Source organism: Alteromonas gilva (assembly GCF_028595265.1).
Classification (GTDB): Bacteria; Pseudomonadota; Gammaproteobacteria; order Enterobacterales; family Alteromonadaceae; genus Alteromonas; species Alteromonas gilva.
Window position 1 is genome coordinate 860,574 of record NZ_JAQQXP010000001.1, and the last position, 16,983, is coordinate 877,556.

Below are 16,983 nucleotides of genomic sequence, written 5' to 3' on the forward strand. Positions count from 1 at the left end.
TTGGATGAGTGACAATTATACGCCCCTTGATTTGTCAGGCCAATTAATTCCAGTGGCTATTTGAGGTTTCTGCCCCCATTTAAATGTAATGTCTGACCGGTAACGTATTCTGATTCAAGCAGGTAGTTGACCGCTTTAACCGCTTCCTGGGGGCCGGGGACCAGACCCAGTAAGTTTTTTTCCAACGCTCTCTGGCGGTATTCCTGACTGTCATCGTCGTTAAACATGACCAGCGACGGGGCGATACTGTTCACCTTTACATGGGGTGAAAAGACCCGCGCAAACGACAGAGTAAGATTGTGTAATGCGGCCTTGCTGGCGGCATAGGCAATATGGTGCTCACTGCCGGTTTCCTGAACATAATCAGTCATGTGGATAATATCGGCTGCGTCACTGGCAAACAGTGCGTCTTTAAGGGCTAAATTTAGCTGATAAGGAGCGCTGGTGTGCACCATCATCATATCCTGCATGAGTTCACCGGCACTTTGGTCCGAATTTTCCGGCACCCAGTCTGATGCGTTGTGAATAATGCCCCGTAACGCTGGCGTGATCTGTTTAATTTTGTCAATTGCTCGCGAAATGCCCGCCTGAGTGTTAAAATCCGCCTCCATCACGATTGCGCCTGCAGCCTCCAGCCTCGTAACGGAGGGCTTGTGGCGGCGGTAGGTGATGATGACCGGTTGATCCTGAGCAAGTAAGCTCTCTGCTACAGCAAGGCCAAGTCGCTGGCTGCCCCCGGTAATGAGAATAGGTAAAGACAAAAATATACCTCCGATAATTTTGGTACTGATTACGACTTTACACGGATTGAAGATCGTTTTAACAATAAATTAGTCGTTTATTTTAAACCTTATTTATTGTTCAGAGAGTATAAGATGCGTTGGTCGTTATTACGGAATAATTGAATGTTAGCAAATGAAGCGGTAGTGGTACGCGATGCGGTTAAGCTCGGTATTTCCAAAGAAGCGTTATTGGTGCATGAAGCCTTGGTCGCGAGGGGCCTGGAAACACCTATGGTGGAAAATGGTCTGACCGATGACGCAAAACGTCAGCGTATTGAGCGCGCCATGCGGGACGTGATGGAAACGCTCGGGCTGGATTTGGCAGATGACAGTCTGGCCGAAACACCAGAACGTATTGCGAAGATGTACGTTGATGAAATTTTTTCTGGTCTTGATTACCGGAAGTTTCCAAAAATGACCCAGATAGAAAACAAAATGCAGGTCGCGCAACCAGTGCAGGTCAGCGATATTAGCCTGACCAGTACCTGTGAGCACCACTTTGTCACTATCGATGGTACTGCCAGTGTGGCGTATATCCCGAAAGATACCGTGATTGGTTTATCTAAAATTAATCGATTGGTGGGTTTCTTTGCACAACGGCCTCAGGTTCAGGAACGTTTAACCCAGCAGGTTTTGGTGGCATTGCAGGCTCTGACCGGCACGGAAGACGTTGCGGTAGTCATTAATGCAACGCATTATTGTGTTAAGGCCAGAGGTATTCGCGATAGTCTCTCTTACACCAAAACTTCCGCGCTTGGCGGCCAGTTTTTGGCTGACCAACAATTACGCCGCGAATTTTTTGGGAGTTAGGTGGCAGAGCAACCGCTAAGCTAAAAGCAGCGGCTGCGTATCTGTCGCTAATAGTCAGTCGTTAATAGATCGTGTCGGACAGTTCAGACACGATAAGGTTGATCTGGTCGTTTATGCCAGTCGCCGCAATGATTTCGAGTCTTTTGTGACATTGTTTGCAGGACTCGAGTTGTTCTTTGTACATATCGATAACACTCTCTTTGGCTAGAGTGTTAATGCTGCCACAACAGGGGCATCGATATTCCAGTAATGACTGACTTTGCACGCTTAATTTACTCCTTTATCACGCAACAGGACGTCCTTTATGCGGTTCAGCTAGCTGTACCGCCCTGCCAGTAAAATATAACGGTTAATTATCTGTCCGTTCGCCACAGTGAACGTTTTACTGTGTCCGCCTCTTTGTAATCCTGGCCAATCGTAAATCCCCACGATCATCTACTGCTAATTATAGCAGTTGTAGCGAATGTGTATAAAAAATAATCCAATAAATATTGATTGATATACTGTGTAATGATCAATGAACGATGACAGTACAACGCGCTGGTATCAGCGCGCTTTTTTTACCGCGGCATTCAGGCTCAGGGCCGCTAATGGCCAATTAACCAGTACTGCTGGTAGGCACTTAATGCGAGCGGTTCATTATTATTAACGGTAGCACCCGATAGCAGGTCTTCACTGCAGGGTTCAGCAAATACCCTCAACGTACTTGCATCAATCGTTTGAGGTTGTTCGCTGAAGTTACATACCACCAGCATCTTGTGGTCATTTTCGGCCGTCCGACAATAAACAAAGCAATGCTGATTTTCGGTGCTCAGTATGTGCGTGCGAGCGGCGCCAAATAAGGGTTGGGATTTGCGAATGCTGAGCATACTTTTAAGCGTTTGAAATACGCGCTTTTGTGCCTGGCGATGCAACGACTCTTCGGCCTGAACAGGCGCCTCTATATTGTCGATATGTGCAGTGGTAACCGCGATTCTGTTGACCCAACGATCATCGTGGCGCTTGGCCGGATCATCGCGATAACTGTAGTCATTAAGTAAACCGAGTTCATCACCGGAATAAAGCAAGGGAATACCACCAATACTAAAAATAATGCTATGGACTAACAAAATACGTTTTATTGCCAGGTCTGTTTCATCACGGTCATTGTTGGCCAGCGCGCCTTCCAGCCCGCATAGCGATGCCAGCGAACCGCATACCCGGCAGTCGCCATTTGAGGGATTTTCGGCAAACGGCACGCCATTGGCAAAAGAGCCGCTAAAACGGCCGGTAAAAAACTGATTTAAGAAATACCGGTGATCATAGGGGTTAATCCCCAGTTGGCGGGCAACCGAATCGTCAAAAGTCCAGCCAATATCATCGTGGCAGCGGACATAGTTTACCCAGGAGCAGTCTTGTGGAATGGTAAAACTCTTTTGCATTGACGTTGTTAGTAAGCGAGTTTTGCGTGTTGCCAGGCTATTCCAGACCAATGCCATCAGTAGCGGGTTGTAAGACAGCTGACACTCATTATTGCGGATGTATCTGAGCACTTCATCGGGGTGGACAATCGCTTCAGACTTAAAAATTACCGCTGGCGCCGCGATTTGCAGGCAACATTTAAAGGCCTGGATAAGCGTATGAGCCTTGGGCTGATTCTCGCAGTCGGTACCCATCTGTTTCCAAATAAAGGCCAGAGCATCCAGGCGCAATGCCGCGCAGCCAATATTCGCTAAAAACAGCATTTCCTCTGTGATGGCATTAAATACGGCAGGATTACTGTAATTAAGATCCCATTGGAAGCTGTTAAAGGTAGTCCAGACCCATTTTTGTAGTGTTTCGTTCCAGGTAAAGCTACCGCGGCGAACCTGAGGAAATATCTCACGCAGGTTTTGTTCGTACTGATCGGGGATTTCACGGTCGTCAAACAGGTAATAATAATCCTGAAAGTGGCTATCGCCTGCCAGCGCTGCCTGAGCCCAGCGGTGTTCATCAGCTGTATGGTTGAACACAAAATCGAGAACCAGATTGATGCCTTCATCCTGGAACGCGCTGGCCAGACTGGCTAAATCTTTCATATTGCCCAGACAAGGGTTTACCTTGCGATAATCCGACACCGCATAGCCACCGTCGCTGTCTCCCTGTGGTGAATCATACAGCGGCATCAGATGTAAATAGGTAACGCCAAGTGCTTTAAAGTAGTGAATTTTGTTTTGAAGATCCTTGAGTGTTGGGCCCATTAGATCAACATAACAGGCCATACCTACCTGGTTTTCTTGCTGATACCATAGCGCGTTGTTATGAGAGCGGGTTTTGTCGAGCTGTTTTAGCTTGCTACTGCGTTTTTTGAGGCCATGGGCCAGCGTCATTACTAACTGAGAAAGGTGGAAATAGCAGTCATACTGGTGCCCGTAGACATCAATGTAGTGGTTAAACAGTTCATCAAAGTGGCATCTAAGCCGATCGCCAAAGAGCTTTTTGTCGCGCTGAGACAGGAAGGATAGATCCAACCCTTGTAAAATCCTGTCAAGGCATTGCTTACTAGATGCCGCGTAATTCATTTCTACTCTCCACCCGCTACTCTTAAAAAAGAATTTTACAAAAGTTTCACAAAAAAGTTTACAGCAATAATGAGTTTTGCTAGTTTTATCTTAAACGATTAAGATAAATTATCAATATTTTAACAAGGCAAAGTCAATAATTTTCAATAGTTGTAGCTAAGCGTCTTGTTTTTTAGTTGTTTTCTTAATTAAAGTTAATTTATTAAGCTTTTGCTTTTGTTGTTTTATTGTTAATTCTTTCCTGGTTTAACTTACAGCAACTCTATGCATACGGGTTTACACTGAACAGGCGGCTAACGAGCGTTAGTCTTAACCGGCACCAAGAGAAGCAATTATGACCGAAATGACATCGAACACTCGCTATATACGATGGCTCACCTACTTAATGTTTATGATGTTTGCGATGACATCTGACTCAGTGGGTGAAATTATTAAAGAAGTTAAAGTGGCGTTCTCGGTAACTAACGCTCAGGCCAGTTTGATGCACTCTTTACCGATGTTAGGTATTGCCATGTCAGGCTTACTGTTGGGTTTTCTGGCCGATAAGTTTGGTCGTAAAAACACCATTATTCTGGGCCTGGCGGTGTTCGGTGTGGCCTGTTACAGCTTTATGATTGCTAATGACTTTGTACTGATTGTGAGCCTGATGACGCTGTCGGGGATCGCTGTCGGGGTGTTTAAGACCGGTGCCCTGGCGTTAATTGGCGATATTTCATCGTCGACCAGGCAGCATACCTCTACCATGAATGGCGCGGAGGCGTTTTTCGGCGTAGGCGCCATCATTGGACCGCTTATCGTGGCATATCTTATCCACATGGGGGTTGCCTGGCAGTGGTTGTACGTCATTGCCGGAGGGGTTTGCACATTATTAATTACAATCGCGTTGTTTGTGCAGTATCCCTCATATAAAAAATCTCACTCCAGTGAAGTCGAAAAAGTGTCTGTAAAGCAGAGTTTCGCGTTGCTGAAAAACCCTTACGCACTGGGGTTTTCCATCGGTGCGTTTTTGTATGTGGCGGCGGAAAGCGCTATCTATGTTTGGATGCCAAGTTACCTGGTGTGTGACGCTACCAGTGTTAAAGCCACGTACGATTGTTACACCTCATCGACAGCGCAAACGCTGGCTATATATTCGGTTACCGCGTTTTTTATACTGCGGGCTGGCGGACGTTTTGTGGGCATCTGGATGATGAGCCACTTCAACTGGGCGCTCGTTCTGGCTGTCTTTAGTGGCGCTATTGTGGTGTGTTTTGTTGGCGGGTTGTTGGGTGGCAAGCAGGTGGCGCTGTTTTTATTTCCGCTTAGCGGCATATTTATGTCGGTGATTTATCCTACTTTTAACTCAAAAGGGATCAGTTGCTTTGCCAAGCATCAGCATGGCACTGTCGCTGGCGTAATCTTATTTTTTACCGCCGCAGGTGCCGCTGCCGGGCCGTTTATAATGGGCATGGTCAGCGATGTCATGGGCGGAGATGCTAAATACGGATTTATGGTGGCAACTGTGTTCGCTGCTATCTTGTTTGCGGGGCTGCTTTACAACTATTTGTTTAACCCCACCGAGCAACGCTTAAAAGAGATAGAGTCTCAGGAGTATGGTAGTCACTAAAGCGATAACCTTTGTTACCGCTCATAAAGTTCCAGTGGCAATCCATCGGGATCGGTAAAAAAGGTGAATCGTCGGCCGGTGTAAGGGTCGGTGCGCACCGGTTCACAGGCAACGCCATGATTATTTAAATGCGCAATCGCGTGGTCGATATCGACCACGTTAAAGGCTAAATGCCGCAACCCCTGGGCTTCGGGTCGGGTTGGCCTTGGCGGCGCGCCCGGAAACGAAAAAAGCTCTATTTGTGTGCCGTCCGCCAGGGCTAGGTCGCATTTATAGGAGTCGCGCTCAGCGCGATAATTCTCGGCAACTACTGTTAAGCCAAGCACGTTCTCGTAAAAATGTTTGGCGACCTTATAGTCGCTACAAATAACGGCAACGTGATGAACACTGGCAAACATTATGGTACTTCCTGACCCCGGGCAGATTCGAATAGCTGGTACCAATGCTCGCGTGACAGAGCCAGGTTAGCAACCTCAGCACAGGCGGCAATTCGTTGTGGGTTAGTTGTGCCGATAACCGGCTGAATTCCCGCTGGATGGCGCATTAGCCACCCCAGTACAATCGCCTCAGGGCTGACGCCATGTTCGCTGGCCAGGGTATTCACTAACTGACTGGTCGGGCAGTTTGCTGGTCCATTACCTGAATATTTACCTTGTGCTAATGGTGCCCATGCCTGCAACTGAATTGCATGTTGCTGGCAATATTCCAGGGTACCGGAAGTATACCCGTTGTCTGCATTGAGCGGGCTGTTGGTGCACAGACCGTCCTCTACCCAATCGCGAAAACCAAGGCTCATTTCCAGTTGATTAGCAATAACTGGCATAGTCAGGTGTTGCTTTAATGCATCGATTTGATAGCGGTGCATATTCGACACGCCCAGGTAACGAAACTTGCCCGCCTCATGTAAGCGCGATAAGCACGCTGCAAGCTCATTCAGATCGGCCAATGGATCAGGGCGATGCAGTAACAATACATCTAATTGCTCTATGTGCAGACGTTGCAGAATTCCTTCCACTGACGCGGCAATCCATTCTTTGGAAAAGTCGTAGCGTTTGGGACCGGTATTGTCTTCAAAACGGATGCCACATTTAGACTGGATTATCATATTGTTGCGCCAGTCCGGTTGCGCGCTCAAAACTTCCGCAAAGACTTTTTCGGCATTGCCGTTGGTATAAATATCGGCATGGTCGAACACCGTAATGCCGCAGTCGAGGGCTTTTTCAACAGCTACAGTGGCGAGTCGTAAATCATCTTTAGTGTAGGGCTGGTGTTGCCAGTTACCACCTAAACCCATACAACCAAAAATGAGTTTTGAAGCATGACTAAATTGAGTCGTTAACATAGTTACTATTCTTGTTATAAAGTGATTACTTCCGGTACTGATACCTTAACTGCTCAGCACCAGACAGGCCAATGAATACGTATGCTAACAGTCCCAGCCAATAAGCCAAATAAAAACCGGTGATACAATCTGCCTCACATTGCGTAATTATCATCTGTTAACAGTGTACATATGATAATAATTTAAAGGATTCCAAATGCGAAAAGTAATTTGTTGGGTATTCACATTGTTGTTGCTTGGCGGTTGCACGTCAGTCCCGCAGGGGGTGACACCTGTCTCGGGGTTTGACGCTAAACGTTACCTTGGCCAGTGGTACGAAATTGCCCGCTTTGATCACAGCTTTGAGCGCGGCCTGTCACAGGTGACTGCTAACTATTCGATGCGCGATGATGGTGGCATAAAAGTCATTAATCGCGGGTACAACGCCGAAACTAACCAGTGGGAGGAAGCCGAGGGCAAGGCTTATTTTGTTGAAGATGACAGCACCGGGCATTTGAAAGTGTCTTTTTTTGGGCCATTTTATGCCAGCTATGTCATCGCTGAATTAGATCAGGAGGGCTACACCTATTCGTTAGTTACTGGCCCTGATAAGTCCTATCTGTGGATTTTAGCGCGCACCCCTCATCCCTCGGAACAAACGATTGAGATGTTAGTGCAAAAGGCCCGGTCATTAGGTTATGACACAGAACAATTTATCTGGGTAGATCATAGCAATACATAAATGAAAGCATTGTTAATCGTAAAGGTTTTACCTTGTGCTATACTCGCCGTTTTATTTATTTAGTAATTAAGAGCGGACGATTAAAATGGCAAATGAGCAGGCTGTTTTTAAGCGGGCAAATCAGGCCTGCGAACTGTGTGGTAGTAGCGATGGGCTGGGCATGTATGTAGTGCCAGAGTCTCCCGATGAGTCAGATAACAGCGCCATTGCCGTGTGTGCAACATGCCTTGCGCAACTGACAGACGCGAGTTCAATAGATGCGACGCACTGGCGCTGCCTGAACGATGCCATGTGGTCGTCTGTGCCAGCTGTGCAAGTTGTCTCATGGCGCATGCTGAAGCAGTTGGAAGGTGAACCCTGGGCGCTTGATTTGCTCGACATGCTGTATCTGGACGACGACACACTCGCCTGGGCTAAAGCCGGTGTTGATGACCGCGAACCAACGCTTGATAGCAATGGTGAAGCATTACAGGCCGGAGATACGGTACATCTGATTAAAGATTTAACTGTAAAAGGCGCAAACTTCACCGCCAAACGCGGTACGCCGGTGCGCAACATACGCCTAACGCAAAACCCTTTGCACATTGAGGGCAAGGTCAACGGACAAACTATCGTTATCATTGCTGCCTACACCAAAAAGTAACATTACGGCCGGGTCGGAACGCGAAAAAGTCGACGTGTTCACCCGGCATCGTGTTAATTACGAATATCTCTGGGTTTTAATCCTGTCCTGCACCCTACCTAATACATCCTGGTCGTGATATCCGCAATACCGCTGAATATACCTCTGTAAACGCCTCTGTTTGAATTGCAATTTATTGGTTAAAATTTGAGCTCAACAGATAGCCGTAATACACTGAATACCGTTTCAAGGGGGAGGCGTGGCCCTGCCCTTACAGAACGACCCTCCACGGTCTGCATGAAATAAGGAGATGACCATGCTATTAAGATGCCTCTTTTACGCGTTGCTTTTTGCTTGTTTTAGCGTTTTTGCTAACCCCAATGACTTGTTTGAGCGTCTTGCTGAAAAAGCCCGAATGGGAAATGCTGAGGCGAAGTACCATTTAGCGATGATGCACAACAACGGTATCGGAACTGAAAAATCTGCACAAAGAGCGTTTGCGTTATTTACTGAGGCTGCCAGAGAAGGTAGCGCCCTGGCCCATTACAAGGTCGGCTGCTACTTAAACGGACAGTTTGGACAGCTGGATGGCATGACGCTTGACGCTAATAAAGCCCTGGAACACAAGCTGGTAGCTGCACAAGCGGGCTATAGTCTTGCACAAAATGATGTTGCAGGTTTGTACTATCAACGTGGCGATATTGATAGCGCAATAAAATGGATCCAGCGTGCCGCTGAACAGGGCATGCCGCGCGCACTGGCGAGCCTGATTGGTGTGTACATGAAACCCGGCAGTGAGCTTGAAAATCGCTCTCTTGCTTACACAAATATATTAAAGCTACAGAAAATAATGCCTGGTATTGCTCAGCTGGAGGCACAGCTTGAAAAGCTTGCCGCAGGTTTAACCGCGGCAGAAATTGCCCAAATTGAAGATGAGGTTGCCGGGTGGCAGCCACAGCCGACTGCGTTGACGCAAAAAGCACAACTGGGGATTAGCAGGGCCCGGCAAGTGGCGGAGTCAGACGCTGGTTAAGTAAATTGTTTACTGAGCTTGCGTTACTGTGCTCAGCAGCGTCGCTGGCGAAAATTGCCAGTAAGCGCTGAGACGGCACAGCGACAAATGCTCAGCAAATGACCGGGTCAGCTCCGGCGCTTTTGGCGTGAGCTTGAATGCGCGATAAAACAACCATGAGCTGAGTGTTACCTGGCGCTCTTGCTGTGCTCTTTGGGCTAATTTGGTCAGCAGTACGCTCAGTTTTTCGGGCGATAAAAAGCGCATATTGACTAAGTCAGTAAACAGAAATATTTGAATCGCTTCTACCGATACTTCGGAGCGTGAAATCGCCCCTAGCAGTGCATAATAAAAACGTTCTGCCTGGGCATGCTCGTTGAGTTCCCGGTAACACAAAGCGATCGCTAACAACTGCACCGGTTCAAGCTGGCTACTGCGGGTGCTCATTTGGGTTAACTGTTCGAGCAGCTCATCGGTGGTTCTGACTTGGGCCAAGGTATCCCGGACCATCTCTATATAAGGAATAAAACTGGCAAAATTATGTTTGTCGTCCTGCCACTGTTCACTTTCTATCAGACTGTTTAACTGACTTAACGAATACTCAAATGAGGCGTGTTCCCGCGGGTAATGGGTCATGGCCATAATGGCGCAGCACATCATGCCGACTATTACCGTTGAACGATAAAACGGGTCCCTCTCATGGGCGGTCAGTTTTGCAGACAGGTACGCAATCCCTTTTTGTACGGTTCCCTCCAGTGCTATCAATTGACCTTTTAAGCTGACTTCAGACGCCTCCAGCGCGGCGTAGGGCAATTGATCGAAAAGTGCTAGTGCTCCGGCCAGCTCACCATTCATCAGTTTAAGTAACATGCGATAAAAAACGACTTTCTTGAGCAACAGTCGCTGGTTTATTGCCTCTTTCAGTGTGTCGTTAAACTGCATTTCAGCGCCAAACAAAAAACTCAGATGTAAGCCGTGCAATAAGCGTAGTTCGGTGTTTTTAAGTCTACTGACTAATTTTAGCGCCATAGCCGGACGCCACAGGCGCAGTGCCAGTTCGATTTTAAGCAGTGTCGCGTCATCGCCATACTGCTGAGGCACTTTTTTCAAGAGTGAAATAAGCCCGGCCGGGTGATAGAGCTTCGCCTCATGCAGTGCCTGCCAAATCGGAGTTAAACGCGCCCTGAAGGAAAATACTTCCGCTAAGGCATAGTTGAGTTTTTCTGCCTCAATAGGCGTGGTTAACACATGCGCCGACGACGCCAGTAGCGGCATATTGGCGCGCACACCGACCACCGATGAAGTCACAAAAATAACCTTGGTCCAGGGGCAAAGCAGACCGACTCGTTTTAGCAGTCTAACGAGTTCCAGCCCTGAGTAAGTGGTTGCTAAATTAACCCCCACAATTAACGCATCGCACTTTTGCAGGTGAGGCGAGTTTAAAACTTCAGCCCCGTGTTGGTACGCGACAACCCGATGTGACCCGGACAGTCGCAACAATCGCAGCAGGGTTTGGCGTGATTGCTGATTGTCTTCAACAACAATGATATTCATTTTTTTAGGTTCGTACTTTAAGCGCTGAATGTCAGTGTAAGCATAGCAGTCAGATTATTGGTCAGGCTCAGTTTGTTAAAAATATTGTTCACCACAGGCTTTTAAGCTGTGAGGCTTAAGCATTAACAACATCACTACGCGACAACAGCAAAAAAGCCCCGGCTTAGCGGCAGTGGTAATTTCTTGTAGTCGGGGCTCACAATACACGTGTTAGCGCCGTTTAACCCTAGCGTTGGGCGCTACTGATAAATTGAGCCAGATCCAGTCGTGTTACAGCAATATCTTCTTTATTGACTGCATAGCTGACCCACAGGGCGTTTTTCCACACATAGCTTTTGGGATAGCTGTAGCCGGCGCGTTTGTATTTACCCGCATATTGCATAGCAGGCAGGGTATCTTTATCGCGCAGAATATAGGCTGAAGTAAAGTACTCACCGGTTGGGCTCACGGCGATGACTAACGGCATTCTTGTTTTATTACCGGTCGGGTTATTGACTATGTAAGCACTGCCATCCGGCAGATTGCCAGCACTTTGTTTGGCCCTGGAGTCGGGAAAGTTGGTGGTAGTAACCGGCGACCACGTCTGGCCATTATCATTGCTCCTGGCGGCGAGTATCCGGTAGCTGCTACCCTGATCCCGGAACGTCATTACCACTTCATTATTACGGGTTAGAAACCACGAGGGTTCGAGCTCGCGGCTGATACTACCGTCAAAGGGCAGGTTATTGAAGTCTGCTGCCTGCCAACCCGAAATGGCGAGCGGATCATCGGTATAAAAAGGCGTTGCAACCAGGCCCGGCTGGTGATGAATGGCAGTAAGCACTCTGCCAGAGGGCAATGACTTTAAATCTTGCTCAATAATGCCTTTAACGGGTTTCTCCTGGTTGTTAAGGACCGGCTTAAATTCACTCCAGTTCTCACCATCCTGGCTCAGGGCATATTCAACATGTCCGGCTTTGGGAGTGAGATTTTCAGGCCATACATTAATAAAAGCAACCAGCGTTTTGCTGTCTGACCACCACCCGCCACTGGTAACAATGGCGCCGTCACGTTGGGGCGCCAGTATCGAAGGCGCGCGCCATGCCATGCCATCCTGACTGGTGCTATAAGTGACATGGGTATCCGGTCCGTCCTCGTCTTTAGCAGAGGTTTGCCACTGACAGTAAAGTTTGCCTTTAAAGGCAAATAATACCGCGCCATGATTGTATTGGGCGACCTTTTCTGCGGCGCTAAATACCCTGTAGTGCGCGACGCCTCTGGCATGGGGCAACCCCAGCGAGTCAGGTCTGGTGGTATCAATAAGACCGTCGGCAACCGTTAGCACCGGCGGTGTTGCCGCTACCACAACAGCACATTGTAGTAATCCGATTATGGCCAGAAATATCTTCAGCATGGTTATCTCAGTATCAGGTTAAAGGTTGATTATAAACAGCGTATGGCAATGCGTCATAACGTGTATCCGGCGTTTGAGCAAAGAAGACAAGACAATCAGTTTCTTATTACAACCATCTATGGTTTAACATTACCAGCCCGAAGAGTGTGAACGGCTATTTTTAAGGTTGTATGAGCCAAATAAGGAACAAAGTATGAGTCTTAACAGGACGCTTGAGGAACAGCGTAAAGATTTTGCCGCGAGACGTTTAATCGCCACACCTATTGCCGGATTAATCGCCTGGACGGTGGTTGCGGTTGGTGCATTGTTTTTAGGGCCAGTGGGCAAATCGTTACTGCTCTTTGTGGCCACCGGTTCCATTGTTTATCTGGGTATTCTGGTCTCCAAGTTAACCGGCGAAGATTTTCTGGACAAGTCCCGCCCCAAAAATACCTTTGATACGTTATTCATGTATTCGGTAGGCATGGCAGTACTGGTTTATGCGATTGCTATTCCATTTTTTATGCTTGACCACACTTCACTTCCCCTGTCTGTAGGAGTACTTACCGGTTTAATGTGGCTACCCATTTCGTGGATTATTCAGCATTGGATTGGCATTGTGCATGGCGTATTGCGAACCGTGCTGGTCGTCGGTGCCTGGTACCTTTTCCCTGAACAGCGCTTTTTAGCTATCCCGGTGGTAATTATTGTTTTGTATCTGTTCGCGATAGTTGTGTTGGAGAAACGCTGGCGCGCCTTATCAAAATAAAGTTAGCCATGTTCAGTGCCTGTCCTGTTTGGCCGGCCCTGTTTGAGCATGCTGAGGCTGCTGTTCCCGCTGCCTGTTGAATTGCGGCGCCTGTCAGGAAGCCCGTCGGCCATGCTTGCGATAAACGTTGGGCAAAGTTCAACACGCCTGCGGGTAAAGTTGCTATAATCCCCGACTGATTTTAACCACGCGCTTAGTATTTGGGGCTTTTTATGCAGTCTATTACCATCCGTCAGCCAGATGACTGGCATCTTCATTTTCGCGACAATGAAATGTTAGCCGAAACCGTACCTGCTACTGCGCGCTGTTTTGCGCGGGCAATCGTTATGCCCAACCTGGTACCACCGGTCACCACCGCAGCGCTGGCAATGGAATACAAAGAACGCATTTTAGCGGCGCGTCCACAGGGGAGTCAGTTTGAACCGCTGATGACCTTGTATCTCACTAATGAAACAACGCCTGAGGCAATTACCGCCGCCAAAACTGCCGGTGTGGTTGCTTGCAAACTTTATCCCGCCGGGGCCACGACCAACTCCGATGCCGCGGTAAAGGGCATTGATGCCTTGTATCCGGTTTTTGAGCAAATGCAAAAAGAAGGCATGTTGCTGTTAATCCATGGTGAGGTAACCGAATCGCATATCGATATATTCGATCGTGAAAAAGTGTTTATCGACCAATACATGATTAAGATCGTTAATGATTTTCCAGCGCTTAAAGTTGTGTTTGAGCACATTACTACCGCCGATGCGGCAAATTTTGTGCTGGCCCAGAAAGACAACGTCGCAGCGACCATAACGCCGCAACATTTATTGCTTAATCGCAACGATCTGCTGGTGGGAGGCGTCCGTCCGCACAATTACTGCTTGCCGGTATTAAAGCGCAACACACATCAGGCCCGTCTGCGCGAAGTGGTGGCCAGCGGTGCGACCCAATTCTTTTTGGGTACAGACTCGGCACCACATGCTAAGCACCGCAAGGAAAACGCCTGTGGTTGCGCGGGTTGCTACAGTGCCTGGAGTGCCATCGAGCTTTATGCGGAAGTATTTGAGCAATTAGGCGCGTTAGATAAATTTGAAGCTTTCGCCAGCGAAAATGGCCCGGATTTTTATGGGCTGCCGCGCAATGAAAGCACTATTACACTGGTCAAAGAATCCTGGCAGGTACCTGAACTGGTTACCCTGGCCGATGGTACCGATATGGTACCTTTCTTTGCTGGTCAAACACTTAGCTGGAAACTGGCATAATCTATTTATGAGCACACAATTTAGCGATTTTGGACTACGTCCTGAACTGATCACTGCAATTTCACGGGCCGGATTCGCCGAGCCTCGCCCGGTGCAGGCCGCAACTCTACCCGCAGTACTGGCGGGTAAAGATGTACTCGGACAGGCGCAAACCGGGTCCGGAAAAACCCTCGCTTTTGCTGCAGGCTGTTTGCAACAGCTTGATGCCAATAAGAATGCGGTTCAGGCTATAGTGCTATGCCCCACCAGAGAGCTGGCTGAACAGGTCGCTGAGCAATGCCGGTTGTTGGCCAAAGAGATGCCCAACCTGAAAGTGCTGACACTTTGCGGCGGCCAGCCAATGGGCCCGCAGATTGCCTCATTGCGACATGGTTGTCACATTATTGTGGGAACGCCTGGCCGGGTGATGGATCATGTCTTAAAGCGTCGTATTTCAATGAAGCATTTAAAAGTGCGCGTGTTTGATGAAGCTGACCGTATGCTGGATATGGGCTTTACCGATGATCTGGCAGTGATTTTCAGCGGCTTGCGAAAGCCGGTGCAAACGTTGTTCTTTTCGGCCACGTTTAGCGAGGCAACGACTGAGTTGGCGCAACAGTATTTGCGCGAGCCGGAAAACATTAAAGTTGACTCTGCACAGCGGGCTAATGTGAGCGAACTCGTTTACGAAGTGGATGATCAGCATCGCTTTACAGCATTAAAAGCATTGCTGACGACCGAGCAACCCAATAGCGCCATGGTTTTCTGCCGGATGAAAAAAACCGCCCAGGAAGTGGCTGATCTGCTCGCCGCCGAGGGCTTTGTTGCCGCGGCGATACAAGGCGATATGGAACAGGTCGAGCGGAACCGTGTGCTGATGCGTTTTGCCAGTGATTGTCTGAACGTACTGGTGGCAACCGATGTTGCAGCAAGAGGACTGGATATAGCCGGTGTTGACTGCGTTATAAATTATGAAGTCAGTGAGCAACCCGAAGCGCATATTCACCGTATTGGTCGCGCCGGACGCGCTCAGCAACCCGGCACGGCGTATACCCTTAAGAGCGAAAGCGAAAATGGTTTGCTGGCCGCCATTGAGATCCACACCAAACAGGATTTTAAAAAGAAAAGCGCCCAGGGATTGCGTTTTCATGCCAGTCGAATTGTGGCGCCCGAGTTTGTTTGTATTAACTTAAACGAAGGTAAAAAGGCCAAACTGCGCCCCGGCGATATTTTAGGTGCGCTCACCAAAGATGCCGATGTGCCGGGTGAGGATATCGGTAAAATTAAAGTGCAGGCGAACGAAAGTTTCGTTGCGGTAAAAGTACGCAGCGTTAAACGCGCGTTGAAACTATTCCGGGAAGGTAAGATTAAAGGTAAGCGGGTTAGAGCATTTAAACTATAAGGAGGATTGTATGGTCGGTGAAACAGATTTAACCACGCTATTGGTTGGCTTAAAGCCGATATTGCAGCCTGAGCCTTATGTTTTTGTCAGCGTATTAGTGCTCGACACCGAGGTGTTTGAGCGCTTAAATCCGAAGGTGCTGTTCCGCGAAAAAGAAGGGGTTACCCTGGTGCTGCTGCAATCGGTGGCCGATGCCGAGGGTTTTACCTATGAGACTGTTTTTAACTGTATTACCTGTGAAATTCATTCAAGCTTAGAGGCCGTTGGCCTTACCGCAGCGATGTCGCAGGCCCTCACTAAAGTCGGGATTAGTGCCAACGTCATCGCGGCGTTTTACCATGATCATATCTTTGTGCCACAGCGTGATGCGCATAATGCAATGGCGGCATTAAATAGCTTAGTCGCCGAGTATAACTGACCGACTCACTGAGCGGGCTTATCGCCATTTGGTGAGTCCGGCTGTGTCTGATGCCCCTTCAGTCACTATTGGTTACCCGTCACTCCCAGGACCGCCAATCAATTTCCTGCCAATCAATTGCCAGGCAAACCGTCAGCAGTTGAGCTAATCCTGTGCAACAATAATGACCTGCCCAAAAACCTCGCCGTTTAAGTGCTTTGGTCAGATCAGGCGGCGCGACTGGACGGGCGCATGTTCACCGTGCATGATAGGTGTAATCAGGAGGATGATACGATGAAAACATTTAGCCCGACGAAGTTTGCTCTGCTGCCGTTATTAGTAGCGGTGTTATTTGGCGCTGCTGGTTGCGACCAGGCAACAGCGATCTCTGCCAACAAGGACGCGGCGACCCGCCATGGCCTCATCGGCTCAGATTTTCCGATTTTAAGAGCGGTTGAAGTACCGGCTACCAGCACGCTGGTTTTTTTAAGCGGTGCGGTGCCCGGAGTGAGTCACCCTGAGGCGCCGCAAGGCACGTTAGCCGCTTATGGTGACACTGAAACACAAACCATCAATGTGCTGCATAAAATCGATGACAACCTTAAAAGTCTCGGCTTAACCATGGGGGATGTCATTAAAATGCAGGTGTTTTTAGTGGGCGATCCCGGCCAGGATGGCAACATGGATTTTGCCGGTTTTATGCGCGGTTACCGCCAGTTTTTTGGTACACCGGAGCAGCCAAATTTACCCTCGCGCTCGGCGTTTCAGGTCGCCGGTCTGGCGAATCCTAATTTTTTGGTAGAAATCGAAGTTACCGCGGTAAGACCCTGA

Annotated in this window: 17 protein-coding genes; 10 read left to right on the plus strand and 7 right to left on the minus strand. The window is 48.5% G+C overall.

Going from position 1 to position 16,983, the window contains the following annotated elements; genetic code table 11:
- Positions 1 to 56 precede the first annotated feature (56 nt).
- Positions 57 to 761 carry a dihydromonapterin reductase gene (gene folM, locus OIK42_RS03845; protein ID WP_273638465.1) on the minus strand — a complete coding sequence of 235 codons (705 nt, stop codon included), beginning with the start codon at positions 759 to 761 and terminating at the stop codon, positions 57 to 59.
- Between the two features lie 144 nt (positions 762 to 905).
- Here folM and folE point away from each other — a divergent pair, with 144 nt between their 5' ends.
- On the plus strand, positions 906 to 1,592 hold the full coding sequence (gene folE, locus OIK42_RS03850) for a GTP cyclohydrolase I FolE (protein WP_273638466.1): 687 nt from the start codon (positions 906 to 908) through the stop codon (positions 1,590 to 1,592).
- A gap of 61 nt (positions 1,593 to 1,653) precedes the next feature.
- Here folE and OIK42_RS03855 read toward each other — a convergent pair whose 3' ends face one another.
- Positions 1,654 to 1,857: a hypothetical protein gene (locus OIK42_RS03855; RefSeq protein WP_273638467.1), complete on the minus strand. Its 204-nt coding sequence runs from the start codon at positions 1,855 to 1,857 to the stop codon at positions 1,654 to 1,656.
- A 322-nt stretch (positions 1,858 to 2,179) separates the two neighbouring features.
- Complete coding sequence (locus OIK42_RS03860) at positions 2,180 to 4,132, minus strand: alpha-amylase family glycosyl hydrolase (protein WP_273638468.1); 1,953 nt, start codon at positions 4,130 to 4,132, stop codon at positions 2,180 to 2,182.
- Positions 4,133 to 4,517: 385 nt separating this feature from the next.
- On the opposite strand from OIK42_RS03860, the gene OIK42_RS03865 reads away from it, so the two are divergent.
- On the plus strand, positions 4,518 to 5,738 hold the full coding sequence (locus OIK42_RS03865) for an MFS transporter (RefSeq protein ID WP_273641399.1): 1,221 nt from the start codon (positions 4,518 to 4,520) through the stop codon (positions 5,736 to 5,738).
- A gap of 14 nt (positions 5,739 to 5,752) precedes the next feature.
- Here OIK42_RS03865 and gloA2 read toward each other — a convergent pair whose 3' ends face one another.
- Both gloA2 and OIK42_RS03875 read right to left on the minus strand, forming a co-directional pair.
- Positions 5,753 to 6,136, minus strand: coding sequence for an SMU1112c/YaeR family gloxylase I-like metalloprotein (gloA2, locus tag OIK42_RS03870; RefSeq protein ID WP_273638469.1), 384 nt, complete (start codon positions 6,134 to 6,136; stop codon positions 5,753 to 5,755).
- A complete protein-coding gene (locus OIK42_RS03875) occupies positions 6,136 to 7,080 on the minus strand; it encodes an aldo/keto reductase (protein ID WP_273638470.1) in 945 nt (314 codons plus the stop codon). Before OIK42_RS03875 ends, gloA2 begins: the two co-directional genes overlap by 1 nt.
- Positions 7,081 to 7,276: 196 nt before the next feature.
- Here OIK42_RS03875 and OIK42_RS03880 point away from each other — a divergent pair, with 196 nt between their 5' ends.
- The 3 genes from OIK42_RS03880 (at position 7,277) to OIK42_RS03890 (ending at position 9,456) form a co-directional block, all read left to right on the plus strand.
- The gene (locus OIK42_RS03880; protein ID WP_273638471.1) at positions 7,277 to 7,801 is read left to right on the plus strand and encodes a lipocalin family protein; all 525 of its coding nucleotides are present in this window, start codon (positions 7,277 to 7,279) and stop codon (positions 7,799 to 7,801) included.
- Positions 7,802 to 7,886: 85 nt separating this feature from the next.
- Complete coding sequence (locus OIK42_RS03885) at positions 7,887 to 8,444, plus strand: PhnA domain-containing protein (RefSeq protein ID WP_273638472.1); 558 nt, start codon at positions 7,887 to 7,889, stop codon at positions 8,442 to 8,444.
- A 295-nt stretch (positions 8,445 to 8,739) separates the two neighbouring features.
- Positions 8,740 to 9,456, plus strand: coding sequence for a tetratricopeptide repeat protein (locus OIK42_RS03890; RefSeq protein ID WP_273638473.1), 717 nt, complete (start codon positions 8,740 to 8,742; stop codon positions 9,454 to 9,456).
- A gap of 9 nt (positions 9,457 to 9,465) precedes the next feature.
- On the opposite strand, the gene OIK42_RS03895 is transcribed toward OIK42_RS03890, so the two are convergent.
- Both OIK42_RS03895 and OIK42_RS03900 read right to left on the minus strand, forming a co-directional pair.
- Positions 9,466 to 10,989: a response regulator gene (locus tag OIK42_RS03895; protein WP_273638474.1), complete on the minus strand. Its 1,524-nt coding sequence runs from the start codon at positions 10,987 to 10,989 to the stop codon at positions 9,466 to 9,468.
- Between the two features lie 226 nt (positions 10,990 to 11,215).
- Positions 11,216 to 12,382 carry a sialidase family protein gene (locus OIK42_RS03900; RefSeq protein WP_273638475.1) on the minus strand — a complete coding sequence of 389 codons (1,167 nt, stop codon included), beginning with the start codon at positions 12,380 to 12,382 and terminating at the stop codon, positions 11,216 to 11,218.
- Between the two features lie 193 nt (positions 12,383 to 12,575).
- Here OIK42_RS03900 and OIK42_RS03905 point away from each other — a divergent pair, with 193 nt between their 5' ends.
- The 5 genes from OIK42_RS03905 (at position 12,576) to OIK42_RS03925 (ending at position 16,983) form a co-directional block, all read left to right on the plus strand.
- Positions 12,576 to 13,130: a DUF7010 family protein gene (locus tag OIK42_RS03905; RefSeq protein WP_273638476.1), complete on the plus strand. Its 555-nt coding sequence runs from the start codon at positions 12,576 to 12,578 to the stop codon at positions 13,128 to 13,130.
- A gap of 212 nt (positions 13,131 to 13,342) precedes the next feature.
- On the plus strand, positions 13,343 to 14,374 hold the full coding sequence (gene pyrC, locus OIK42_RS03910) for a dihydroorotase (RefSeq protein ID WP_273638477.1): 1,032 nt from the start codon (positions 13,343 to 13,345) through the stop codon (positions 14,372 to 14,374).
- A gap of 7 nt (positions 14,375 to 14,381) precedes the next feature.
- Positions 14,382 to 15,755: an ATP-dependent RNA helicase DbpA gene (dbpA, locus tag OIK42_RS03915; RefSeq protein WP_273638478.1), complete on the plus strand. Its 1,374-nt coding sequence runs from the start codon at positions 14,382 to 14,384 to the stop codon at positions 15,753 to 15,755.
- A gap of 10 nt (positions 15,756 to 15,765) precedes the next feature.
- Positions 15,766 to 16,173 (plus strand): ACT domain-containing protein, encoded by a 408-nt coding sequence (locus OIK42_RS03920; protein WP_273638479.1) that lies wholly within the window; start codon positions 15,766 to 15,768, stop codon positions 16,171 to 16,173.
- A 273-nt stretch (positions 16,174 to 16,446) separates the two neighbouring features.
- Entirely contained in the window at positions 16,447 to 16,983 is a 537-nt protein-coding gene (locus OIK42_RS03925; RefSeq protein ID WP_273638480.1) for a RidA family protein, read from the plus strand.